General features: G+C 71.2%; 19 protein-coding genes. 13 read left to right on the top strand and 6 right to left on the bottom strand.

The genetic code is table 11. The features are described 5' to 3' along the window. The first annotated feature begins 52 nt into the window (after positions 1-52). From NAEX_RS29430 to NAEX_RS29400, 7 genes are all read left to right on the top strand, one after another. Positions 53-844, top strand: coding sequence for a hypothetical protein (locus NAEX_RS29430; RefSeq protein ID WP_096330804.1), 792 nt, complete (start codon positions 53-55; stop codon positions 842-844). Between the two features lie 208 nt (positions 845-1,052). Continuing rightward, a complete protein-coding gene (locus NAEX_RS29425) occupies positions 1,053-1,883 on the top strand; it encodes a hypothetical protein (RefSeq protein WP_096330803.1) in 831 nt (276 codons plus the stop codon). Between the two features lie 342 nt (positions 1,884-2,225). Continuing rightward, the gene (locus tag NAEX_RS29420; protein WP_096330802.1) at positions 2,226-2,861 is read left to right on the top strand and encodes an RNA polymerase sigma factor; all 636 of its coding nucleotides are present in this window, start codon (positions 2,226-2,228) and stop codon (positions 2,859-2,861) included. Further along, complete coding sequence (locus NAEX_RS29415) at positions 2,858-4,138, top strand: tetratricopeptide repeat protein (RefSeq protein WP_096330801.1); 1,281 nt, start codon at positions 2,858-2,860, stop codon at positions 4,136-4,138. Before NAEX_RS29420 ends, NAEX_RS29415 begins: the two co-directional genes overlap by 4 nt. Further along, the gene (locus NAEX_RS29410) at positions 4,135-5,133 is read left to right on the top strand and encodes a hypothetical protein (RefSeq protein ID WP_096330800.1); all 999 of its coding nucleotides are present in this window, start codon (positions 4,135-4,137) and stop codon (positions 5,131-5,133) included. Before NAEX_RS29415 ends, NAEX_RS29410 begins: the two co-directional genes overlap by 4 nt. Before the next feature lie 253 nt (positions 5,134-5,386). Further along, the gene (locus NAEX_RS29405; protein WP_170136101.1) at positions 5,387-7,324 is read left to right on the top strand and encodes a G8 domain-containing protein; all 1,938 of its coding nucleotides are present in this window, start codon (positions 5,387-5,389) and stop codon (positions 7,322-7,324) included. A gap of 14 nt (positions 7,325-7,338) precedes the next feature. Beyond that, complete coding sequence (locus NAEX_RS29400; protein WP_096330798.1) at positions 7,339-9,042, top strand: hypothetical protein; 1,704 nt, start codon at positions 7,339-7,341, stop codon at positions 9,040-9,042. A 230-nt stretch (positions 9,043-9,272) separates the two neighbouring features. Here NAEX_RS29400 and NAEX_RS29395 read toward each other — a convergent pair whose 3' ends face one another. From NAEX_RS29395 to NAEX_RS29385, 3 genes are all read right to left on the bottom strand, one after another. Continuing rightward, positions 9,273-10,727, bottom strand: a complete 1,455-nt coding sequence (locus NAEX_RS29395) for a glutamine synthetase family protein (protein WP_096330797.1) — start codon at positions 10,725-10,727, stop codon at positions 9,273-9,275. Positions 10,728-11,225: 498 nt separating this feature from the next. Then, entirely contained in the window at positions 11,226-11,627 is a 402-nt protein-coding gene (locus NAEX_RS29390; protein WP_096330796.1) for a TerB family tellurite resistance protein, read from the bottom strand. A gap of 511 nt (positions 11,628-12,138) precedes the next feature. After that, positions 12,139-14,229 carry a site-specific DNA-methyltransferase gene (locus NAEX_RS29385; protein ID WP_170136100.1) on the bottom strand — a complete coding sequence of 697 codons (2,091 nt, stop codon included), beginning with the start codon at positions 14,227-14,229 and terminating at the stop codon, positions 12,139-12,141. 127 nt (positions 14,230-14,356) lie between these two features. Here NAEX_RS29385 and NAEX_RS29380 point away from each other — a divergent pair, with 127 nt between their 5' ends. Then, the gene (locus NAEX_RS29380; protein ID WP_096330794.1) at positions 14,357-14,932 is read left to right on the top strand and encodes an NHL repeat-containing protein; all 576 of its coding nucleotides are present in this window, start codon (positions 14,357-14,359) and stop codon (positions 14,930-14,932) included. 90 nt (positions 14,933-15,022) lie between these two features. Next, the gene (locus NAEX_RS29375; protein ID WP_096330793.1) at positions 15,023-15,841 is read left to right on the top strand and encodes a hypothetical protein; all 819 of its coding nucleotides are present in this window, start codon (positions 15,023-15,025) and stop codon (positions 15,839-15,841) included. Between the two features lie 125 nt (positions 15,842-15,966). Here NAEX_RS29375 and NAEX_RS29370 read toward each other — a convergent pair whose 3' ends face one another. Then, positions 15,967-17,235 carry a tyrosine/phenylalanine carboxypeptidase domain-containing protein gene (locus tag NAEX_RS29370; RefSeq protein WP_170136099.1) on the bottom strand — a complete coding sequence of 423 codons (1,269 nt, stop codon included), beginning with the start codon at positions 17,233-17,235 and terminating at the stop codon, positions 15,967-15,969. A gap of 238 nt (positions 17,236-17,473) precedes the next feature. On the opposite strand from NAEX_RS29370, the gene NAEX_RS29365 reads away from it, so the two are divergent. Then, entirely contained in the window at positions 17,474-17,986 is a 513-nt protein-coding gene (locus tag NAEX_RS29365) for a hypothetical protein (RefSeq protein ID WP_096330791.1), read from the top strand. Positions 17,987-18,057: 71 nt separating this feature from the next. On the opposite strand, the gene NAEX_RS29360 is transcribed toward NAEX_RS29365, so the two are convergent. Beyond that, on the bottom strand, positions 18,058-19,596 hold the full coding sequence (locus tag NAEX_RS29360; RefSeq protein WP_096330790.1) for a YifB family Mg chelatase-like AAA ATPase: 1,539 nt from the start codon (positions 19,594-19,596) through the stop codon (positions 18,058-18,060). 558 nt (positions 19,597-20,154) lie between these two features. Further along, entirely contained in the window at positions 20,155-20,463 is a 309-nt protein-coding gene (locus tag NAEX_RS29350) for an SCP2 sterol-binding domain-containing protein (RefSeq protein WP_245913826.1), read from the bottom strand. Positions 20,464-20,661: 198 nt separating this feature from the next. On the opposite strand from NAEX_RS29350, the gene NAEX_RS29345 reads away from it, so the two are divergent. Genes NAEX_RS29345 through NAEX_RS29335 form a run of 3 tightly spaced genes read left to right on the top strand, consistent with a single transcriptional unit; the run spans position 20,662 to position 24,386 of the window. After that, positions 20,662-21,528 carry an SDR family oxidoreductase gene (locus NAEX_RS29345; RefSeq protein WP_096330788.1) on the top strand — a complete coding sequence of 289 codons (867 nt, stop codon included), beginning with the start codon at positions 20,662-20,664 and terminating at the stop codon, positions 21,526-21,528. A 13-nt stretch (positions 21,529-21,541) separates the two neighbouring features. Continuing rightward, positions 21,542-23,170 carry an acyl-CoA carboxylase subunit beta gene (locus tag NAEX_RS29340; RefSeq protein WP_096330787.1) on the top strand — a complete coding sequence of 543 codons (1,629 nt, stop codon included), beginning with the start codon at positions 21,542-21,544 and terminating at the stop codon, positions 23,168-23,170. Between the two features lie 58 nt (positions 23,171-23,228). Beyond that, positions 23,229-24,386, top strand: coding sequence for an acyl-CoA dehydrogenase family protein (locus NAEX_RS29335; protein WP_096330786.1), 1,158 nt, complete (start codon positions 23,229-23,231; stop codon positions 24,384-24,386). The last annotated feature ends 4 nt before the right edge of the window (positions 24,387-24,390 follow it).

Below are 24,390 nucleotides of genomic sequence, written 5' to 3'. Positions count from 1 at the left end.
TGCAACGCTCGAGGGCACAGCGTCGTGCCCGCTTTGTCTGAAGGTCGAACACATGAACAAGATCATCGTCGTTTTTGCATCCCTGTCACTCGGGCTCGGAGCGGGCTGCGCGGGCGGCCTGAAGCTGGACAGCAATTCGCTGTTCAAGAAGAAGGCGGACGAATCGTCGGCTGCCTCGCCGGAGGCCGAGGTCGCCGCGGCGGGCGCGTCGGACAAGCCCACCGCGACCCCGCCCGCCGACCCCGCCGAGGAGCGGCGCGCGTACTACCAGCCGCTGATCGACGACGTCGATAAGCTGCAGCAGCAGCTGCCGGCGTGCTGTCAGAGCGAGGACTTTCTGCTGGAGCTCACGTCGCCGTACCCGAGCCATGAGTTCGTCAAGCAGTACAAGTCCGCCTGGTCGCACAAGTCGATGCGCAAGGCCGAAGACCTCGAGACGCCGGAGTGGAAGGCCGTCGAGGCGAAGTACGCGGAGCTCGACGAGGCGCTCGCCGCCGCGGTCCGCCTGCCGAAGGACGTCTACAAGGCCAAGGACGCGAAGCAGCTCAAGCGGATCTTCTCCGACTACGCCGCGAGCCACACCAAGAAGCCCGTCGTCGACGTGGTGCTGCTGTACGACGACTGGGGCCGCAAGTCGGGCAGCGAGTGGCACGGCGACCAGTTGGTCAACTACGATCAAGGGTTCATGCGCGGGTTCGTCGTCGTCAAGGGAGACTCGGGCAAGGGCGAGGTCTGGGAATTCACTCCGCGCAAGGATTTCCTGGACGGCGGGAAGGTCAAGTTCGACGTCTACGTGCCGGCCGAGATCACGGACATCGCGCTCTCCTCCGTCGCCGCGAAGTAGGCGGAGCGCCGCGCGGCGCTCGCCTCGTTCTGCAGGGCGCGCTCGAGAGCGTCGCTCTGGCACGCCGCGGCCGCCTCGGCAAGGCCGAGGACGGCCTCGCCGGGCTGCACGCGCCCCTCGGCCTGTGCGCCGAACCGCGTTGCCCTACGAGCACCTCGCGCTGGTGGAGCGCGCCTGAGTACGTCGTCGCCTGCGATAACGTGGCGACGTGCGCCGGCTCGCCCTCGCCGTCCTCCTCGTCGCCGCCCGCGGCCCCTCCACCGCGAACAGCGACAGCGACGCGACGACCGGCCACGACCCCACCACCATGGCCGGCACCTCGGGTGATTCGCCCACGCCGACCCCATCGACCACCCCCGAGAGCACCACCCCGACGACCTCGGGCACCACCGCCTCGGGCCCGCCCTCGCGGTGCGGCCCGCCGTGCGAGCACACCTGGGAGTACGACTCGTTCCTGATCCCCGGGATGGTCGAGTCCCACTTCCGCTGCCTGACCCGCGTGCGCGGCGACCTCACCATCCCCGGGAACACCGACCCTGCGATCGTCGCCACCTTGGCGAACCTGACCCGGGTCGACGGCCGACTCCGGATCTGGGGCACCGACATCCCCGATCTGTCGACCCTCGCCTGCCTGCGCGAGGTCGGCGAGATCGAGCTGATCGACCTCCCGCACGTCGCCGATCTCTCGCCGCTGTCCGGGCTGCGCCGGGCGCCCTCGATTCGCCTCCGCAACCTCGGTATCGCCGCACTGCCCACATTCGCGGCCGACTTCGCCGGCATCGAACGGCTCGAGCTGGCCAACAATTCCTCGCTCACCGACATCTCCGAGCTCGCGGTCTGGGGGCTCGCCGGTGACACGCTCGCGCTCGAGCTCCACCGCATCCCGCAATTCACCGACCTCGGCCCGCTGGCCGCCCTCCCGCTCGTGGACGCCGCCCGCGTCGACGTCAGCCTGTTCGACCTCCCCGTCTCGATTCGATCGCCCCGCTCGGCGCCATCACGTCCGGGGAGATCGAGCTCACCACGCTGCCGGAGCTGACCTCCTTGAGCGGCCTCGAGGCGCTCACCTCTGGCAGCCTGCGGCTCGTCGACCTCGCTCACCTCGACATCGTCGACAGCCCCGCGCTGCCGCAGGCCGCATTCGACGCTGTCCTCGCCCAGCTCACCGCCCCCGCCGCTCGCCTGCCTCGGCCCGGACGGCGACTGCACCTGCGTCACCCGCCCGTTCTGAAACCGTCGAGCGCCACATCCGCGGGCCCCGGTGGGGTCCCGAGCACCCACCCACGCCCCGTCTCCGTAGCTCGCCGCCGCTCCGCTCCGACGCCCCAAGATATTTGAGCCGTGCCGGCGCCGCGCGGACACTTGACCCTGGGCACCTCCATTGACCGCGCACGCACGACGTAGCGGCGTCGCCACGGGCACGCTGCTCTCCACGGCTCGCTTCCTCGAAGAGGACGAGGCCTTTCTGCACGCGCTGCGGAGCGGCCACCGTGGCGCCGCGGCGGCCTTCTTCGAGCGCCACGCCGATCACGTCGAGCGGGTGCTCGTGCGCGTGCTCGGGGTCGATGCGGAGATCCCCGACCTCGTGCAGGAGGTGTTCCTCCGCGCGCTGCGGGGCATCGGGGACTTTCGCGGTGGACCCGACAAGCTGCGCGGATGGACGACCCGGATCGCCGTGTTCACGGCCCGCGGTTGCATTCGGCGTCGGCGGGCGCGATGGTGGCTGCGATCGATCGCGCCGGAGGAACTGCCGGAGCCACAGGCCGACGACGCGTCGCCCGAGCTGGCCCACGCGGCCGCGGGGGCGTTGCGGCTCTTGCATCGGCTGCCCGTCGACGAACGCATCGCGTTCTCGCTGCGGTACCTCGAAGAGATGGAGCTGCGCGAGATCGCGGAGGCCTGCGACACCTCCCTCGCCACGATCAAGCGCCGACTCGCCCGCGCCCAGGGTCGCATCCAGCGGCTGGCGGCCCGCGACGCCACGTTGAGCTCGTGGCTGCAAGGAGGGGACGGATGACCGATCCAGAGACCCCACTCGAGCGGTTGGGCGTCGCCATGGCGCGGATGCAGGATCACGGGCGCGCGGCACTGCCGAAGGCCAGGCTCGCCGACGTGCTGGCCGCCCTCGATGCACCGCGTCGCTCGAGCCGCCCCTTCCTGGCCGCGTTCGTGGCCACCGCGGCCGCGGTCTGTGTGCTCGCGCTGGTGTTGTTGCGCAGCCGCGAGGACGGATCCGCCGTGGTCGCGGGCGAGCCTGCGGCCGATCCGGTGGCGATGATGGGCGCGTACGTCACCGCACCGGCCGACGAGGAGCTCGTGATCGAGTTCGCCAGCGGCGGCGAGCTTCGCCTGCATCCCGGGGGGCGCGCACGCGTCGAGCGGGCCGATGCCGACGAGGCGCGTGTCGCCCTCGTGTCCGGCACGGCGACGGTCACCGTCCCCGTCGATCTCGCGACCCCCTGGCAGGTGAGCGCCGGGCCGTTCACCGTGAGCTGTGCGACGTCCTCGTTCACGATCGCTTGGCGGCCGGAAGAAGCGAGCTTCGAGGTCCAGGTAAAGCAGGGTGGAATCACCGTGCTCGGTCCGATGGCGGGGGAGACCCATGCCCTCGAGACGGGGCAATCGTTGCGCATGGATCTGCACGACACCGCCGCCGTCCCGACCTCCCAGCCCGCGCCGAGCCCTTCCGTGCCCACCGCCGTGCTCCCCACCGTATCCGAGGCTTCGCCGCCCGAGCTCGAACCGCCGCGGCGCACCACTCGGTCGGCCAAGCCCGAGGCCGCCCGATCGATCGCGCCGACGCCGACGGCTCCCCCCGAGGCCGCCGCCGAACCCTCGTGGCAACAGCTCGCGCAGCTCGGCCGCTATCGCGATGCCCTCACCGAAGCCGAACGCATCGGATTTGCCGACCTCGTGAGCACCTTGCCGGCCGCGGACCTCCTGCGTCTGGCCGACACGGCTCGCTTCGCGCGCAACTCCGGGCGAGCCCAGAAGGCGCTCACCGAGCTGCGCCGGCGATTTCCCGACGCGCCGGAGGCCGGCACGGCCGGGTACATGCTCGGCCGCATCGCCTTCGATCTCGCGGCCGACTACGATCGCGCCGCCCACTGGTTCTCGACCTACCTCGACGAGCATCCCGAGGGCCCGCTCGCGAAGGAGGCACTCGGGCGCCTGATGGAGTCGCAGGAGCGCGCGGGCCGGGCGAGCGAAGCGCAGGCGACCGCACGACGATATCTCGCGCGCCATCCCGAGGGTCCACACGCCGATCTCGCGCACCGGCTCGGTGCGCCTTGAGCCTGTCGGTGCCGCTCGCCACCTTCGCGCTCGTCGCATCGCTGCTGGGCACCGGGCCCGCGCCGGGCGGTGCAAGCGATCGCATCGCGGTGGTCGGCGATGCCGACGACGAGGCGATCGTCCGTCAGCTTCGCGCCGAGCTGTCCGCCCTCGGTTTCGAGGTGCTGGCCCCGGAGGCTCCCGCGGAGGGCGACGACGAGCTCTGGGCCGACGACCTCGGAGCTGTCGCCGCGATCCGAGTGGTCGAGAACGAGGCGCTCGAGATCCACATCGTCGATCGTGTCGCCGGCAAGTCGGTGCGGCACCGCGTCGCGATTCCACAGCCACAGACGGAGGAGGACGCCCGCATCGTGGCCATGCGTGCGATCGAGCTCTTGCGGGCCAGCCTGCGCGAGCCGCAAGAGGCGCCCGTGGTCAGCCCGCCTCCCTTCACGCCATCCACGCCATCGCCGACATCGCCGCCACGCCCCGCGGCCCCGCGCTTCTTCATCCATCTCGCTCCGGCGGTGGCCGGTAGCCCCGGCGGCCTCGGCCCGTCGCTTCATGCCCTGCTCGGGCTGCGCTGGATGCCGCATCGGCACCTGGGGCTCGCGATCCAGGCCCTCGCACCGACCGTGGGCACCGTGGCGAGCGGCCCCGAGGGCACCGCGCGGATCCACACCGCGCTCGTGCTCGCCGGGGTGCACGTGTCGTTCGTGCGCCCGAGCGCACGCTGGCAACCCGACGCAGGCGTTGGGATCGGTCCCGCCTTCCTGCGCATGCGAGGCTCGGCCGCACCGGCGTACGGCGACGCCACCGACGTGGTGGCGTCCGCCGCGTTCGCGGCCCGGTTCGGTCTGGCCGTCGCGGTGCACCCGCGCGTTCGTCTCCGGCTCGACGGCCACATCGGGGCGCTCGTGCCTCGACCGTTCGTGCGCTTCGCCGGTCGCACGGTTGCAGACTGGGGGCGACCCTTCGGCATCGGTGTCTTGGGGGTCGAGATCGTGCTCCCGTGATCGCGTGATCGTTGAGCCGCGGTGGGCCGGTCGGGACACTTGACGGTCCGGAGGAGTTGACGTGCGTCCCACCATTCTTTTGCTGATCGGTTCCGCTCTGGCCTGCCAAGCTTCGAGCGCAGGTGATCCCATCATTACCGGTGACGGCTCCGCGACCGGAGATACGGACACGACGGAAGGTACGGGCGCGACCGGGCCTGACGACGGTGACACGAGCCCGACGGGGCCCGGGCCCGACGACGGTGGCACGAGCGTGGGCGGCACGGACGGCGAGCCGGTGGACTGTGAGGCCCTCACCTGCGAGTCGTGGTGCGACGCGGCCACGTGGGGCGGACCCATCCCCACGGCCGAGACCGACGTCGTCGTGCCCGACGGCAAGGTCGTCCTGCTCGACTGCGACGCCGAGGCGAAGACCTTGACCATCGAATCGGGCGGCGCCGTCAAGGCCTCGCGATCGACCTCGTCGACCTTGACCGTGCACGGCAACGTGATCGTGTGGGGCCGGCTCGATCTCGGCACGGAGGACGACCGGCTTCCGGCCGACGTCGTGGCCGAGCTCGTGTTCGCCGGCATGCACGACGACGACTACGTCGGCACGCCAAGCACGGTGTTCGGGGGCGAGGAATTCACGCCGCCCGTCGACACGCCGCTCGAGATCCTCGACACGGACGTGGGCCTGTGGGTGATGGGGCGTGGTGTGTTCTCTGCGGCCGGCGCCCTCAAGCAGTCCTGGTCGAAGCTGACCGACGGCACCGCGCCGGGCGATCCGACCCTGTCGGTGGAGGATGCCACGGGATGGCAGCCCGGCGATCGCGTGCTGCTGACGCCGACGGCCGAGATCGCCGAGGCCGACTTCGCCGATCAGTTCGACGAGGCCACGATCGCGTCGGTGAACGGCACCGAGGTGACCTTGGCGAGCGCGACCGCCTTCGAGCACGCGGGCTGCGCGGATTGTGTGCGCCGCGGCGAGGCGGCCAACCTCACGCGCAACGTCGTCGTGCGTTCGTTCGACGGCTCCGCCCACGCCCACGTGATCGTCGGGGAGGAGGGCGTCGCGCAGCTGGACAGCGTCGAGCTGCGCTGGCTCGGACCGCTTCGCGACTGCACCGCCGCCGACGAGCCGGCCCGCAGGTCGCCGCTGCGGTTCCATCAGCAGGCGGATGCCTCGGGGACCTCGTTCGTGCGGCACACCGCGATCTGGGCCAGCGGTAAGGACGGCATCGCCATCGAGCACAGCAACGGCATCGAGGTGACCGACGTCGTCGTCTACGACACGCAGGAGACCGCCGTGGCGCGCACCTACGACAACAGCGCCTGCGGCCTGCGCTGCACCGAGCGCGAGAATTTCGAGCCGCGCGACAACGACTTGACCCACGTGCTCGCCGCGCGGGTGGCCGTGCCGAACCGCGCCGAGGGTTGTGCTGCGATCGGCGGAGCCATCGCGATCTTCGCCGGCGGCGGAGACACGCTGGACTGTGTCGTCACCGGCACTGCCTACAACTATGGCACTTTCGGCAACGTGGCCGCGTTCCACTGGTCGGAGACGGGCTCCGGCATGGATCCGGCCGACCGCTTCGAAGGAGTCGTCGCGCACAACAATGCCGGCAACGGCATCTCGAACTGGCAAAATAACACGCGCAACGACACGCCCTACACCGCCAGCGCGTGGTCGAACGGAGCCCACGGCATCCTCCACGGGGCCTACGGCAACAGCGTCTCGTACCAGGATCTCGTCGCGATCGACAATGCCGAGCTCGGGTTCGGCATCAAGGGCATCAACCAGGAAGACGTCCCACGCATCGATGGCGCGACGATGGACAACGTCGGGGTCGTCGATTACACGTTCGTGCCCGAATCGGCGCTCGTTCTCCGCGACGTGACCTTCACCGGCGAGCGCTCGCCCGCGTTCACGCAGATCCACGACGCGTGCAGCGGCGGCGACGAAACGGACCCCCAGGACGGCGAGTGCATCTTCGCCTGGCTGCGCATCGAGAACCCGGTGTTCCCGGCCGGGGTCGTCCCGTTCGACTTCGGCTGGCACCAGAACCTGCACACCGTGTGGGAGGTGCGTGGATTCTCCCACCCCGACTATCCGGAATTGCCGGCGAACTTCGACCTGTATCGCGCGGACAACATGGTCGAGGGGGGCAGCTACCACGCGGACTTCGACGCCTGGCTGGTGCCGCAATGAGGCGCGCGGCCTGGATGCTCGCGTTGCCCTGGGCCCTGGGCTGCACCGCGGGATCCGACGACGATCTGCAGGCACCGCTGGTCCTGCCGCTCGAGGTCCTCGGCCCGGCCGGTACGGAGCGGATCGCCGACGTGTGGCTCGACGAGACGCAGCTCGCGGCGGCCGATTCCGCCGCGCTCGTGCTCACCTTGCACAACGTCGTGCAGCCCGGGTCGGCGGAGCTGGTCGTCAACGCGGGCGAGGCCATCGACGTGAGCGGGCCGTTCGTGCACCCGGACGGGCGCGTGAGCACGGCCGAGATCGGAATCGACCCCGGGCTCCTCGTGCCGGGGGTGAATCGCCTGGCCTTTCGCTACCCGCGTCAGGTCGTCGACGCGGGGGCGGCCGTCTCCGGGTATCGCGTCCTGCACGTGGCGCTCCGCATCGGCGACACCACACACGTGCTCGGCGAGCCCGACGAGCCGCCCGAACGGTGGCGTCCGCTCCGAGACGACGCGGCGTCCATCGAGCGGGGGCGCTCGTACTTCCAGGACGTCGCACGCGACGGCGGACCGACGTGTGCGCGTTGCCATGCGGACTCGGGTGCCGATCTCCAGTACTACGCGTTCTCCGATCGCAGCATCGTCGAACGCGCGATGTTCCACGAGTTTTCGCGCACCGAGGCCGAGGACCTCGCGAGCTACATTCGCAGCCTGCCCGTGCCCGCTGAAGGGCGACCGTATCGGCCAGCGTTCCAACCGGGCGCCGACAACCACGGCGCCGCCGGAGCGGGGCTGGAGTCCATCCTGCCCGACGACGCGAGCTTCGGCGAGCACCTCTGGGGCGCGGCGGGCTTGCCCGCGGATCTACCCTGGGACTGGCCCGAGACCGTCGACACGTTCGTGCTGCCGACGTCGATCGCGGTCCCCACCTTCGTACGCTGGCTGCCGCGAAGGATCGACGAACGCTGGTTCACCCGCCGGGACGGAGAGCTCGCCGCCGCCGAGGCCGCGCTGGCCGACGATTCTTCTCTCGAGCACGCGCAGGCCTTCATGACCGCGGCCATGGCCGTGGGTCGGGAGATCCTCGTGGAGGAGGGCGATCATCTCGCGCGCATCGACCTGCTGCGCTACGCGGCGGTCAAGCTGTGGGACTGGTCGCGACGCAACGGCTTTGACGATCCCGATCACGGCATGCCGGACGGCAGCCCCGCGTATCCGTACGAGGTCGGGTTCGCGTTCTTCGAGGCCGCCGATGCCCCGGGTGGGGTGCCCGCACCCATGGCGCAGACCCTGTCGTGGTGGTGGGCCCAGCTCGCAGCCAATCCCGGGCGCGGCCTCTCGACCGGTCAGCGCCCGCTCGACTACGAAGACGTCCTGACGGCGGCCGAAGCCGGCGGCGCGGGGCCGAACGAGATCGCGTTCCTGCACCTGTACGGAAGCTGGGAGGAGTCGCGCGGGCCGGTGGCCGACACCTGGGGCACCGAGCACGGCCCCGTGCGGCTGCTGGCGGTTCCGATGCGACGCCTCGACCCGGCCGGCCGCGCGACCATCCTGCGCCGCTTCTTCGCCAAGCAATCCGAGTTCGTCGCCGGGGGCGGCGTGCTGACGCAGGGGCACCACATCGCCCTGTCGCAGGCGTGGAATCAAGGCTGCGCCGAGCTCTCGGCCGCACAGCGCGATGCCCTGCGCGGCGCGGCCCCGGCCGAGATCCGACCGGACTTGGCCGGCTGTCCCTGAGCCGGCGGCTCGAAGCCCTTCTCGAAGTCGCCGCACTCCGCGAACGCTTCGAGCTCCGTCTTGACGAACTCGGGCAGCAACGATTACCCGAAATCGTCCAGGTTTTGGGGCAGATTTGTGGCAACCAGAGGCACCAGAGGCAACCGGGGCAAGTCGCCCATTCCGCCAAAGCCCCTCCGGATGGAGATCCGCGGCCCTGTGGCAGCGGAGGGGCTGTCGGCGAGGATGGGTCAGAACTTGTTCCACAGATACTGGTTCGTCACCTCATGATGGAACTGCACCTCGGCCGTCTTGATCAGCGACCCGAGGGCGCGCGGGCAGCGTTCGGCGGAGGCCTGCTTGACCTCGGCGAAGCGGGTCTGGACCTGTTCGCCGAGCAGGTCGGCGACGAACTTGGACGACTTGAACAGGCGGATGGCGTCGTTGATGTTGTCGGGCAGGAAGCGGGTGCGGGCGCGCTTGTTGGCGATCTCGGCCGGGTCGGGCAGCGGGCCTTCGAGGCCCGTGCGCAGCAATGTGTACACCGTCATGTAGGGGTTCGCGTCGGGGGCGACGGAGCGGACCTCGATGCGGGCCGAGCGCTCGTTGCCGAGCGGGATCCGGACCATGCTGCCGCGGTCGGTCGCGGACGCCTTGATCTGGTTGGGGGCCTCGAAGTGCGGGTCGAGGCGGCGGTAGGCGTTGACGCTGGCGTTGAGGATCAGGCAGATGTCGGACGCGCTGTTGAGGATGCGCTCGGTGAAGCTCCAGCCCGACGCGGACAGGCCGCTTTCGCCGTTCTTGTCGTGGAACAGGTTGGTGCCCTTGCGCGCCAGCGAGATGTTGGTGTGCATCCCGTTGCCGTTGATGCCCGTGACCGGTTTCGGCAGGAAGCAGGCCGTCATGTCGTAATTCTGCGCGACCTGGCGGCACAGCAGCTTGTACAGCTGGACCTGGTCGGCGGCGATCAGCGCCTCGGTGTGCATGAAGTTCATTTCGAACTGCGACGGCGCGACCTCGGGGTGGTCCTTCTCGTTGCCGAAGCCCATCGCCCGCTGCACCTCGGCCGCGGAGTCGATGAATCGCCGCAGCGCGTCGCCCGGCAGCGAATGGTAGTACCCACCGGTCGAGATGAATTCGAACGCGCCGCGCTCGGGGTAATTGCGCTCGGCGTCGCGGCCGCGGAACAAGAAGCCCTCGATCTCGTGGGCGAACTGGGCGACCAGGCCCTCCTTCTCGTACATCGCGGCGGCGTAGTCCTTGAGCCGCGCGCGCATGTCCGCCAGGTACGGCAGGCCGTCCTGCCCGCGGACCTCGGCGAATACCAGCACCTTGCCCGGCCCGAACACGTCGGACGGCAGCCAGTAGAACGCCGACCAATCGATGCTGAGCCGCAGGTCCGACTCGTGCTGCTGCGAGAACCCGCGCACCGAGCTGCCGTCGAAGGTCAGGTTGTCGGCCGAGCGCAGCAGGAACTTCTTGTCGTAGTCGAGCATGTGCAGCCGACCCTCGAGGTCGGTGAAGCACACGGTCACGGCCTTGATCCGCTTCTCGTCGGTCAGGTACTTCACCCGCTGTTCGCGCACCTGGTCCTGCGGCACGCGAGCCAGACGCGCGTTCTTGACCTCGAGGTTCAGCTCCTCGAGGCGGTCATAGGGGATCTCCAGGAAGTCACGAAGGGCAGTGGGCGCTTCAGGGCGGGTCATGAAGGCTAAATAGACCCGGAGATAAGCTAATTTCAAGCACCACTAGCCTAATTTGGCCATAAGATGTGTGCGCCAAGTCGCACTTTGGCGCGAATATCGCGCAGGCGCAAAAACCGCAAGAGCGGCGAGCGCCTCGTACCGGGAACGCGCGGCGGCGTGGTCGCGGCGCGCGGGTGAGCGCCGGCACTGGCCTGGACCGATCGAAGGGGAGGCACCGGGGGCTCTTCCGCGGGAGGTAGATCGACCCGCCCGACGCACAAGAGCGCCCGGGCCGTACTGCGAGATCGCCGACTCCTGGAACAAGCACGTCGAGGTATGCCGTGAGGTCGACGGGATGAGGCCTCGAACGAGCACGTCGAGGCCATGCCGCGAGGTCGCCGAACTGACACCTCGAACGAGAGCGTCGAGGCCATGCCGTGAGGCCGGGCAGTCGGTCGGCTGCGTCGGTACGTACGCCCGGTGCGGGCGGTCCGGCCTTGCTTCGCCGCTCCCAACCGATCAGACCAGGAAACCGTGCAGTTCCTCGCCGCCGAGGATCTCGAGCGCGAGGTCGGAGAACTCCTCCTGGGGCAGGCCGAGCGCGGCGGCGACGGTGCGCAGATAAATGTCCTCCGCGAGGTCGAGCTCCTCGTCGGCGTCGTTGACGCTGGCGACCAGCTCGAGCAGCTTGCGCTTTTCTTCGCGGCTCAGGCCGTCGAGCCGGGAGGCGACCTCCTGCACGTTGAAGGCCGCCGGGCTGAACGTGTTGATCAGTCGGAGCAGCGCCTCCGGGACCTCGGCGCCGCCGAGCAATGTCGACAGTAGCGAGCGGATCCGCGTGATCTCGGCGCCTGCGAGGCGCTTGTCGGCATACGCGGCGCCGAGCAGGAGCTGGGTGATCTGTTCGATGTACTGCTTCATCGGGTCCTCTGCGCGCGGGCCCGGGGCCCGCGGCGGGGCGAGGGTATCGCAAAGGCGCTGCGTCCGCACAGCGAGGCGCAGGCCCACGTACCCCGTCTCCGCCAGGCCTCGCCGGGGCGCTCGCCGCCGCGACCATGAATCTGCGGGCGGGCCCGCCGCCCTGCGGGCGGACGTTCGGGGTCGGTTCACCCGGCATCGTCCGCGCGTCCCGGCGGCAGGCACCCCACCGCTGAGACCGCCCGCGAAGTCGCGACGCCGATGCGCCAGCCGCTCGGCGGCGCGCGAGCGGCCCCGCGCCGGGTGCCACCACGCGGCGATCCACGGCGGCCGAGAACGCTCCGGCGAGGCTCGCTGCGGCCTGTCTCTTCGGACATCCCATGAAATGGCCTGTCCCCGATCACGACATGGATGCAGCTCGTTTCGCCGGCCGATAGGCCCGAGTCCCCCGATCCGTCCCGCCGAATGTCCATCACGCCCTCCTCGAGCGCCACGTCCGGCATTGCGGCACCACTCAGCCGATCGACCGTGTACTGATCCGCCCGGCGATGTCGACCGCCTCGATGACGATCCGGCGATCGCCCGCGACCACCGGCGAGACCAGCTCCATGGCCCCGTCGCGCCCGCGCTGCGTCGACCATCGCGGCGCGAATACGCTGCCGTCGCCGTGGTCGTCGATCGCCCACTCGACGATCGCGTCCACGCCGAAGTGGGTCCAGCTGCCGGCGCCGTCCGGTCCCGCGTAGTCGGTGATGCGGATCGCCCGGCCCACGGGCGTCACTTCGATCGTGAGCGAGAGCCGCGAGACTCGCGTCGGCGCGATCGCCTCGCCCTCGGCGAACGCGCGCGGGATCTCCCAGAGCGACACCTCCGGCGCGTCCACTTCGTGCACGGAAGGGTCGAACGCCCACGCGATCACCTCGAGGGCCCTCGCCCCTGCCCCGCGCGCCGCGGCCAGCCAGCGGGTGATGTCGCCGGCGGCCGGTCGCTCCTCGCTGGCCGCCACCACCACGGCCGCGTCCCCGCGCCGCCCGTGAAGCTGTCCCTCGCGCCAGGTCGTCGCGCCTCGCCCGTCCTCACCCCGACCCACGGCCTGTCCCTCGGACCAGGTGTCCTCCGCGCCCGACCCACCTCCCGCGCCCTGGCCGACGCCCCGTGCCGCCACCTGTCCCGGGGGCCATCCCATCGCCCCACGCGATGCACCTTCCGCGTCCCCGTCCTCGTCCCGCCGCGCAGCCTGCCCCTGGGGCCATCCCATCTCCGCGCCCGCGGCACCTCCCGCGCCCTCGCCAGCGCCTCGCGCAGCGACCTGTCCCTCGGACCCGCCTCTCTCCGGCGCACGCGTCTCGCTCGTCGGCCCGACCTGACCCTCGGACCAGCCCGTCGCCCCGTGCAGCGCGAGCAGGCGGTCGCGCAGCGCGGCCTCCCCGAGGCGCTCCACCAGCGCGCGGCGGGTCGCAGGCAGCGCGTCGAACACCGCGAACGGACCGGCCTCGCCGCGCTGGGCCAGCGCCCGCAGGCGCCGGCGGATGACCGTGAAGGCCGGCTGCGAGCGGTCGATCACCACCCAGCGCCGGCCGCAGCGGGCCGCGACGGCGGCGGTCGTGCCGGAACCGGCGAACGCGTCGAGCACGAGGTCGCCCGGGCGCGAGCACATGTGGACGACCCGCTCGAGCAGCGCCTCCGGCTTCTGCGTGTCGTAGCCGACCCGCTCGGCGTGCGTGCCCTGCAGCGCGCGGATGTCGGTCCACACGTCCTGCAGCGGCACGCCCTCCTGCTCGTCGAGGTAGTGCTTCTGCCGCGGCACCGCGCCCGGGCGGCTCTGGTACACGCGGCCGCTGCGGTACAGCTCCTCCATCGTCGCCTGGCCGTAGCGCCAGAACCGGCGCACCCCGAGGAACTCGTAGCTCGGGTTGCCCTTGGCCGCGCCGCCGGGGGCCGTGAGCGGGCTCGACATGAACCGGCGGCCGGTCCCCGGCTCGACGTGGCGGTACCACTTCGCCACGTAGTCCTTGTCGTACGGCGCGCGCAGCGTCGTCCACGTGCGCTCGGGGCCCATGCCGTAGATCAGCAGCACGTCGTGGACCGCCCCGAGCCGGCGCGCGCCCTGGCCGGCGTCGTTGTGGGCCGAGTAGCGCTTCCACGCGATTTGGTTGACGAAGTTGTCGGCGCCGAACACCTCGTCCATCACCACGCGTACGTGGTGGCACACCTGGATGCCGACGTGGACCACGATCGTGGCCGTCGGCTTCATCAGCGCGCGCAGCAGCACGAGGCGCGGGTACAGCATCGACAGGTAGCCGGGGCCGCCCCACGTATCGCGATACGCGAGGACCTCGACCTCGCCCTTCCTTAAGTAGTGCGACGCGCCGACGTCGAACGGCGGGTCGATGTAGACCAGGTCGACGGCGGCGCCGAGCTCCTCGCGCAGCGCCGCCAGGGCCAGCGAGTTGTCGCCCCAGATCAGTCGGTCGTACCAGCCGCTCGCCTCGCCCGAGCGCTCGCGCAGCGCCAGCGGACCGGCCGCGACGGCGGCGGGGAGCGCGGCCTTGCCGGGCCAAATCAGCTCCACTCGCCCCTCGGTCGGGGTCGTCCGCCTGGGCATCGAAGCCCATCGTACCCGACCTCCACGGGGCCAGGAGGCTGCGCAGGCGGCCAAGTCGGGCCCATGGTGCGAATTCGCGCCACCTCTTGGCGGCCCTGGCGGGATCGCGCACACTGGCGAGCGGGCCATGTCGACCGCCGCCGCGCCTCGTTACTACTGCGACGCCGCCGAGCACTTCATCGGCACCCGCGCGACCGAGGCCGACCCCGTCTACGCCGGTTCGCGCGGGGCGCCCGGGGCGGTCGACGGCCCGCGACGAAAGGCCCGGTTTCACGGCCCGCGGGCGCTGACCGAGGGCGGCGCGTCGCTGCTGTTCGTCGCCGACACCGGCAACGGCGCGGTGCGCAGCATCGACACCCGCGCCGGCGTGGTCAACACGGCGCTCACGCTCGCGGACATCTGCACGATCGCACATGTCCACGAGTTCGCCCCGAGCGGGCTCGCGTGCGACGGCGAGTGGCTGGTCATCGCCGACACGCGCAACCACGTGGTGTGGCGCTACGACCTGCGCAGCTATCGACTCGCGGTGCTGGCCGGCTGCCCCGGGACGCCCGGCGATATCGACGGCGAGGGCCAGCAGGCGCGCTTCTGGTTGCCGGTCGCCGTGGCCCTGGCCGACGACGGCCGCGGCTTCGTCGTCAGCGAGGCTCGCGGACGGCGACACGTCAGCCGCAGCGGCGACGTGCGAACTCTCGGTCGCTGAAGCGCGCGCGTGGCTGCGCCCATGCGCGCGGGCCTGCGCGCCTGCGCCGGTGGGTTTGACACGCGCGGCCGCCACGTGAAACACGGGGGCATGCACTCGCCTCGCTTCGGCCTCGTCCTCGCTGTCCTCACCGCCTGCGGCTCGGAAGGTCGGCCCGACGCCACCGACACCGCCGCCACCGCGCAAGCCAGCGCCACCGCGCCGACCACGACCCAGGGCAGCAGCGGCGACGTCACCCCGACGAGCACCGGCGACGCGAGCACCGGCACCACCACCAGCACCGGCAGCACGACCGACGAGCCCGGCACCATCACCGCGAGCACCGGCACCACCGCGGTCGACACCTCGACCACCGAGCCCGTCGACCCCTCGACCACCACCGTCGGCCCCAAGCTCGACCTGCCGCCGGAGATGCCGATCCCGGTGAAGGACATCCCCGGCCTGATGTCGATCACCTTCTACGAGTCGACCAGCGGCGTGATGGAGTTCACCTTCCTCGTCGACGGGCCGGAGCTCAACAACCTGCTGCCCGACCCGCTGAGCAATCAAAACCGCGACATCGAGGGCACCAGCGTCGAGTTTTACGACGTCTATTACTCGGACGTCGACGGCGTGTTCGATCCGCTGGGCAGCTACCTGACGATCGCCGGCTCGTTCGGGGCCAAGCTGCCGGCCGGCGGCGGGCTCAACCTGGCCGAGATCTCGCTCAACTTCGCCAACAACGAGTACGAGTTCGGCAGCTACCTCGCCAGCTTCGTCGGGCTCGGCGACAATTACATCATGGGCTCCGAGCCCAACGCGATCGACAACAACCTCGACACGCACACGACCATGGGCAACACGGTCGATACCCCGGGGCAGCGGCTGCGGGTCACGCTCGGCTTCAAGTCGTCGCTGATGCCGGGCTGAGGCCTGCCCGATCGGGCATGTCCCGATCGCCATGTCGCGTGAGCACCCTCCCTGGCGCGCCCGGGCGCGCCCCGACGACTGACCGATCGGGCATGTCCCGATCGCCATGTGCCGGGCGGCGGGCCTCAGGTCGCCATGTCGGTGGCGTCGGCGGCGAAGTCGGTGAGCTCGACGCCGGTGAGGCGGAGCGAGGTGCTGAGCACCGAGTAGATGAGGAAGGCCGCCAGGGTCGCGCGGCTCTTGACCCACGCCGGCTCGAACCGCGGCGGTGCCAGCGCGCCGGTGCGGAAGAACGGGTCGAGCTCGATGGCGTCGCCGAGCGCCATGCGGCCGGAGAACAGGTGGTGCATCAGCTCGGGCCGGCCGCTCTGGATCGCCTTGAGGAAGAACGTGTGGACGCCGAGGAGGCCGCGCAGGTAGACGATGTCCTTGGTGAACACGACCTTGCCGGCGACGTCGCCGCCGCGGAACACCCGCGCCGCCGAGTGATAGCTCTCGCCCGGGTCCTGGCCGGCGTCGTGGAAGAAGCGGAACAGGTCGATGAAGTCGGCGCCGGACAGGGCGAGGTCGACGGCCTTGACGCGCAGGGCCAGGCGGCGGAGGCGGGCCAGGTCGATCGCGTTGGTGATCATCTCGGCGAAGGTCGCCAGGCCCTCCTGGGTGGCGGTGGTGCGCGGCGCCCCGAGGCCGAGTGAGCGCACGTGCGGCTGCTCGCGCCCGTTGAGGGCGGTGAGCGAGTGGACGAACACCTCGTGCTCGACGAGCTGGGTCACGTCGTAGGGGCTGAAGCAGGTCGCGCCGCGCAGGCGCACGCGGGTCGGCCCGGCCGCCGCCTTGGCCGCCATGTCCGGGTCGATGACGACCGCGATCGGCAGGTCGCCGAACACCGGGGTGATGCGCTCGCGCAGCGCGTCGGCCGCCTGCTCGGGCGTGACGAAGAAGTCCTGCTCGGGGATGTAGCCCTCGGCGCGGAAGTCGTCGGTCAACGCGAGGAATTGTTCGGCGGCCGAGAGGTTGCTGACCTGCCCCGGGCCGACCGGGTCGCGCGGGCCGCCGTAGAGCTCGATCGAGCGGGCGGTGAACTCGGGCGTGCCGGCCTGCTCGATCATCGCCGCGGCGAGCTTGTAGCTGCGGGCGGTGCGGTAGAGGTAGCGGCCGACGGGGTGGTCTCGGTCGCACTCGCGCATGATCGACGCCAGCGCGCGGATGTTGGAGTCGAAGCGCACGCGCGGCGGCTCGACCGCGGGCAGGCGCGGGTCGCCGGCGTGCCAGCGGGCCAGGAACTCGGCGCCGACCTGCGGCGGCCAGGCGAGCTGGCTCAGCACCTTGATGTCCTTGGCGGCGTCGACCAGGCGGCCGTCGAGGTCTGCGAATTGTTCGAGCGCGGTGTCCACGAGCGTCCTCCTCGGCCCTTGAAGATCGCACGCACGGGCCCGCTTCCCAAGGCCGCGGCTCGCGCCGATACCGCACCGGCGTTCCGTCGCGCTTCGTCGGCAGGAGCGGCGTCGACCGTGCCTCGCGGAGCGGGCGCCACCTGGCTGCGGACACGTGTCCTCGCCGAGCGCTCCTCAGCTCACGCCGAGCCCGTGGCCGTCGGCGCGAGCCTGCATTACTCTGCTGCTCGATCAATCCATGGTTTTCAAAGTCGGCGGAGACATCGACGCTTATTGCACCAAGTGCCGCCTCGACACGATTCACGTCGTCGTCGCGCTCAAGCCGGGCAACGAGGGGCCGAAGCGGGTCGAGTGCAAGAGCTGCGGCGGACAGCACATGTACCACGCGCCCAAGCTGCCCTCGCGGACCGAAGCGCCGAGCCAGCCGGCGGTCGTGAATCGCAGCGCCGCCGCTCGCAACCCGCCGCCGCCCAAGCCGCCGAAGGCGGCCAAGCCCGCGGCCGCCAAGGCCGCGGCGCTCAGCGCCCCGGCCGGCGCCGGCGCGCGCGAGTGGTTGCGGCGCATGGAGGACCTGGCGCATCAGGGCGGCACGCCGATCAGGCCCTACTCGATGCGCGAGACCTTCGCCGCCGGCGACCCGGTCTCGCACCCGAAGTTCGGCAAGGGCGTGGTGCTCGAGGTGATCGAGGCCAAGAAGTGCGCCATCCTGTTCGAGGAGGGCCGCAAGGTCCTCGCCATGGGCGGCGCCTGAGCTCCTGGTGAGCTGCTCTTCGGGCCATGTCGGTTTCGACATGGCCCGAAGCACATGTCCCTGCGAACAGCTCATTCGACCTCCGGCAGCGCGCGCAGGTGGAGCGCCTGGGCGACGTCGATCTCGGTCGCCGGGGCGCGCGGGCAGCGGTCGTCGTCGGCGAGGTCGGCGATGGTGCGGGCGACCCGGCGCAGGCGGTGCTGGGCCCGCGGGCTCCAGCCGCGGTGCTCGGCGGTCGCGGCGAGGAGCCGCTCCGCCGCCGGCGTCAGCGCGCACAGGCGTTCGATCGACCCGGCCGCCGCCGGCACCTCGGCGTTGGTCCGCCACGGCGTCCCGCCGAGGCGCGCGAGCTGGCGGGCGCGGGCCCTCGTCACGCGCGCCCGCACCACCGCGCTGGACTCCGGCGGGTCGGCCGAGCGCAGCTCCTCGGGCCGCGCCGGCGTGACCGCGACGGCGACGTCGACCCGATCGAGCAGCGGCCCCGACACGCGCTGCTGGTAGCGCAGCACCGCCGCCGGGTTGTCGACGCAGGTGCGGTCGGGGTGGCCGAGGAAGCCGCACGGGCACGGGTTCATCGCCGCCAGCAGCTGGAACCGGGCCGGGAACGTGACGCTCCCGCGGGCCCGCACGATCCGGACCACCCCCTCTTCGAGTGGTTCGCGCAGCGCCTCGAGGCAGCCGCGCGAGAACTCGGGCAGCTCGTCGAGGAACAGCACCCCGCGGTGCGCCAGGCTGACCTCGCCGGGGCGGAGGAACGGCCCGCCGCCGAGCAGGCCGGCGACGCTGACGGTGTGGTGCGGGGCTCGCAGCGGCACCTCGCGGACCAGCCCGTCGACCGCGCGCAGGCCGGCGACCCCGAGGATCTTCGTCACCTCCAGCGCGGCCTCGTCGTCGAGCGGCGGATAGAGGCCGATGGCGCGGCGCGCGAGCATGGTCTTGCCGACGCCCGGCGGCCCGTGGAGCAGCACGTTGTGGCCGCCGGCGGCCATCACCTCAATCGCGCGGCGGGCCAGCACCAGCCCGCGCACGTCCTCGAGATCGTGGAGCTCGCGCGGCGGCCTGGGGGGCGGATCGTTGGCCGCGTGGACGCCGATCTCGCGATCGCCGCGGAGGTGCGCGACGAGCTGCGGCAGGTCGCGGACCGGCAGCACCGCCAGCCCGCCGAGCACCGCGGCCTCGTCGGCGCTGGCCGCGGGGACAGCCAGGGTGGTGAAGCCCATCCGCCGGGCGCAGTCGGCGATCACCAGCGTGCCGGCGGCCGGGCGCAGCGAGCCGTCGAGCGACAGCTCGCCCCACAGCATCAGGCCCTGCAGGCGCTCGGCCGGGACGACCTCGTGGCTCGCCAGCAGCGCGCAGGCGACCGCGAGGTCGATCCCCGGGCTGTCCTTTCGTTCATCCGCCGGCGCCAGGTTGACGACCTGCTTGCGCGGGTGGAGCTTGTGCCCGCAGTGCCCGAGCGCGCTCCTGACCCGCTCGCGCGCCTCCATCAGCGCCCCGCTCGCCCGCCCCACCAGCGTGAGACCCGGCAGGCCGAGGCCGACGTCGGCCTCGACGGTGACGACAAAACCTTCGACGCCGAGGACGCTGGCGGAGTAGGAGCGAGTCAGCACGCTCGCACTCCTTACATTCGCCGTGCTCGTCGCCGCCGAGACGAATCAAGCACTTACCCGCGCCGCCGCGCCGTCGCCGTCCCGCCCGCTGGCCGCCGTCCCGCCGGCCGGACGTGCCTCGCCCGGAGGCTGCGGCCGCGCTCCGTCGAGGTCGCAGCCCCTCGACTTGCCCATGGGACAGGTGACGCCGGCCGTCTCGCGTTCACCGCCTCCGTTCATCGTGTACCGATGCGCTCGCAGCATTGGCCGACATTCATCGCCCTGACCGGAGCAGGACGGGCGGCGGGTCGACCTCGGCGATCGGCCGCGCGAGCGCGACCCGGTGCCGGCGCTGGTCGGCGCGTTGCTGGCCGCGGACGCCGGCATGCGCGAGAGCCTGCGGGACGTCCGGCTCGACGCGCTCGCGCAGGCCCTGCCGGTCACGCGACGCGCGACGACGTCGCCCCGCTGGGCCGCGAGCAGGCGCTCGAAGCCCCGGCGACCGGCCCCGGGCGCGCGGCCGCGGATCGGGCGGCGCTGGGGCGCTGCACCTGAGCCCGCCCCGGCCCCGACCGAGCGCTAGTTGAACAGCTTGCCGAGGCGCATGGCCACGCCCATGTCGCCTTCGATCTTGATCTTGCCGGTCATGAACGCGGTCGTCGGGTCGAGCTTCTTCGTCGCCAGCTTGGCGAAGTCTTCGAGCGAGACCTTGACCGTGCACTTGGCCGGGCGGTCGGTGTTGTCGACCGTGTTGGGCGTGCTCTCGCCGTCGATGTAGAGCACCTGCGAGTCGGAGAACACGAACTTGATCGTCGCCTTGAGGCCCGAGTCGGCGCCGACCTTCGCGCGGATCTCTTCGGTGAACTTTTCCAGGCTGATGTCGCTCATGACGCCTGCCTACCACAATCTCCCGGCGCCTTCGACGCCCGCGGCGCCCCCGTCCGCGGCCGCGAAAATCTACTCGCCGACGCGGGTTCGATCCGCGCCACCCCCACGTCAGCGCATACGTCGTTCCCGGGACCCTCCCCGCGCTCGGCGGCGATTTCCCGCTTCCCCTGGTCCCGCGGCTGTGTACGATGCGGCGCCATGAGCGGGTACCGTTCCGTCTTTCGTCCGGGGCTGTTCGCCGGGCAAACGATCGTCGTCACCGGCGGCGGCAGCGGGATCGGTCGCTGCACCGCGCACGAATTGGCCGCGCTCGGCGCCCACCCGGTGCTGGTCGGCCGCAAGCTCGCCAAGCTCGAGGCCACCGCCGCCGAGATCGTCGCCGACGGCGGCGCCTGCTCGCTGCACGTGTGCGACATCCGCGAGGAGGCGCAGGTCAAGGCGACGGTCGCCGCGATCGTCGCCGCGCGCGGGCGGGTCGACGGGCTCGTCAACAACGCCGGCGGGCAGTTCCCCGCCCCGCTGGCCGCGATCTCGCAAAAGGGCTTCGAGACCGTCGTGCGCACCAACCTCGTCGGCGGGTTCCTGTTCGCGCGCGAGGTCTACGCGCAATCGATGGCCGAGCACGGTGGGTCGATCGTCAACATCGTCGCCGACATGTGGCGCAGCATGCCGGGCATGGGCCACTCCGGGGCCGCGCGCGCCGGCATGGTCAACTTCACGCAGACCGCCGCGGTCGAGTGGGCGCCCTCGGGCGTGCGCGTCAACGCCGTCGCGCCGGGGTGGATCGCCTCGTCCGGCATGGACAACTACGACCCCGAGATGCTGAAGGGCCTGCTCCCGCGGCTCAAGGCCGCCGTCCCGCTCCACCGCCTCGGCACCGAGGCCGAGGTCAGCGCCGCGATCGTCTTCCTGCTCAGCGAGGCCGCCGCGTTCATCAGCGGCGCGACGCTGCGGGTCGACGGCGCCGCCCCGAACTCCAGCGCCGTGTGGCCCGCGAGCGAGCACGACCGCTCCAGGCCGTACGAGGGCTTCCACCGCGCCGAGCTCCCCGACAACCTGCGCTAAAGGCCAGCCAGTCATGCCCGTGCTCACGTCCCGCATCGACCTCCAGGGCGACCAGTTCCAGAGCAACCGCGCCGCCCAGCTGAAGCTCATCGACGACTTCCGCGCCGCCGAGAAGCGCGTGCGCGACAACTCGGGCAAGCAGGCCGAGAAGTTCGCCAAGCGCGGCCAGCTGTTGCCGCGCGACCGCGTGGCGCGGCTGCTCGACCGCGGCGCGCCGTTCCTCGAGCTGTCGACCCTGGCCGGCTTCAACATGCACGACGACGACGGCAAGGGCGACGCCAGCGGCGGCGGCTGCATCGTCGGCATCGGCGTCGTGTCCGGCGTGCGGTGCATCGTCAGCGCCAGCGACAGCGCGATCAAGGGCGGCGCGATCTCCCCCATGGGCCTGCGCAAGAGCCTGCGGGCCCAGGAGATCGCGCTCGAGCACAAGCTGCCGATCATCTCCTGCGTCGAGAGCGCGGGCGCCAACCTCCTCTACCAGGCCGAGATCTTCGTCGACGGCGGGCGGGTGTTCGCCAACATGGCGCGGCTGTCGGCGGCCGGGGTCCCGCAGATCACGATCGTCCACGGCAGCAGCACGGCCGGCGGCGCCTACCTGCCGGGTTTGTCGGACTACGTGATCGCGGTGCGCGGCCAGGCCAAGGTGTTCCTCGCCGGCCCGCCGCTGGTGGAGGCCGCGCTCGGCGAGGTCGCCACCGACGAGGAGCTCGGCGGCGCCGAGCTGCACGCCACCGTCACCGGCACCGCCGAGTACATCGCCGAGAACGACGCCCACGCGATCCACCTCGCGCGCGAGCTGCTGGCCAACCTGCAGCGCGCGCCGCTGTCCCGGTTCGCACATGACCTTTCGACCAGGCCGCACCGTCCGCCGCGCTACGACGTCGAGGACCTGCTCGGCATCGTCCCGGTCGACTTCAAGAAGCCCTACGACGTCCGCGAGGTGATCGCGCGCCTGGTCGACGACAGCGACTTCTTCGAGTTCAAGGCGCTGTACGGCGCGGCGACGGTGTGCGGCCACGCCCAGATCGAGGGCCACGCCGTCGGCATCCTCGGCAACAACGGCCCCATCAACCCCGACGGCGCCTGCAAGGCCGGGCAGTTCATCCAGCTGTGCTGCCAGAGCGGCACGCCGCTGATCTTCCTGCAGAACACCACCGGCTACATGGTCGGCACCGCCGCCGAGCGGGCCGGCATGGTCAAGCACGGCTCGAAGATGATCCAGGCGGTCGCCAACGCCGACGTCCCGAAGCTCACCGTCATCCTCGGCGGCAGCTTCGGCGCCGGCAACTACGGCATGTGCGGCCGCTCCTACGACCCGCGGTTCGTGTTCGCCTGGCCGGGCAGCCGGATCGCCGTGATGGGCGGCGAGCAGGCGGCCAAGGTCATGGAGATCATCACCACCGCCAAGTTCGCGCGCATGGGCGTCGAGCCCGACGCCGACGCGATGGCGCAGATGGGCAAGTCGATCAAGGACCGCCTCGACGCCGAGTCGACCGCCCTCTACGCCACCGCCAGGCTGTGGGACGACGGCCTCATCGACCCCCGCGACACCCGCCGCGTGCTCGCGCTGGCGCTGGCCGTCTGCCGCGAGGGCGAGGCCCGCCGCGTCCGCCCCAACACCTTCGGCGTCGCCCGCCTGTGACCGTCACGACTTCGTCGTCTTCGCCCTTCGAACCACCTGACCCGAGAGCCAGCCAGACATGCCGCTGTTCACCGACGAGCACGACCTCCTGCGCGACAGCCTGCGCAAGTTCATCGCCCGGGAGATCAACCCCTACTGCGACGAGTGGGAGGAGGCGCGGATCTTCCCGGCGCACGAGCTCTTCAAGAAACTCGGCAACGAGGGCTTCCTCGGCCTGACCAAGCCGACCGAGTACGGCGGCTCCGGCCTCGACTACTCCTACGCGCTGGTGATGGCCGAGGAGCTCGGGCGCGTCGACGCCGGCGGCGTGTCGCTGGCGATCGGCGTGCAGACCGACATGTGCACGCCGGCGCTGGCGCGGTTCGGCTCGGACGAGCTCAAGAAGGAGTTCCTCGCGCCGTCGATCGCCGGCGACCTGGTCGGCTGCATCGGCGTGTCCGAGGTCGGCGCCGGCTCCGACGTCGCCAGCCTCAAGACGTACGCCCGCAAGGACGGCGACGACTACGTCATCACCGGCGGCAAGATGTGGATCACCAACGGCATCCAGGCCGACTGGATGTGCTGCCTCGCCAACACCAGCGACGACAAGCCGCACAAGAACAAGACCCTCATCATCGTCCCGCTGAACTCGAAGGGCGTCGAGCGGGCCCGCAAGCTGCACAAGCTCGGCATGTGGTCGTCCGACACCGCGCAGATCTTCTTCGACGAGGTCCGCGTCCCGCAGCGCTACGCGATCGGCCCCGAGGGCGCCGGCTTCATGCTGCAGATGCTGCAGTTCCAGGAGGAGCGGCTGTGGGGCGCCGCCAACTCGCTGACCGCGATGGAGACCGCGATCACCGAGACCGTCAAGTACACCCGCGAGCGCAAGGCCTTCGGCAAGTCGATCCTCGACAACCAGGTCGTCCACTTCCGCATCGCCGAGCTGCTGACCGAGGTCGAGTCGCTGCGCGCGCTGATCTACCGCGCCGCCGAGCTGTTCATCTCCGGCAAGGACGTCACCCGCCTGGCCTCGATGGCCAAGCTCAAGTCCGGCCGCCTCGGCCGCGAGGTCGCCGACAGCTGCCTGCAGTACTGGGGCGGCATGGGCTACATGTGGGAGTCGAAGATCTCGCGCCTGTTCCGCGACTCGCGCCTGATCTCCGTCGGCGGCGGCGCCGACGAGGTCATGCTCGGCATCATCGCCAAGCTCGAGGGCATCCTGCCCGGGAAAGGCTGAAAGG

It is taken from the genome of Nannocystis exedens (genome assembly GCF_002343915.1).
GTDB lineage: Bacteria > Myxococcota_A > Polyangia > Nannocystales > Nannocystaceae > Nannocystis > Nannocystis exedens.
This window is presented reverse-complemented; position numbering and strand designations above follow the sequence as displayed.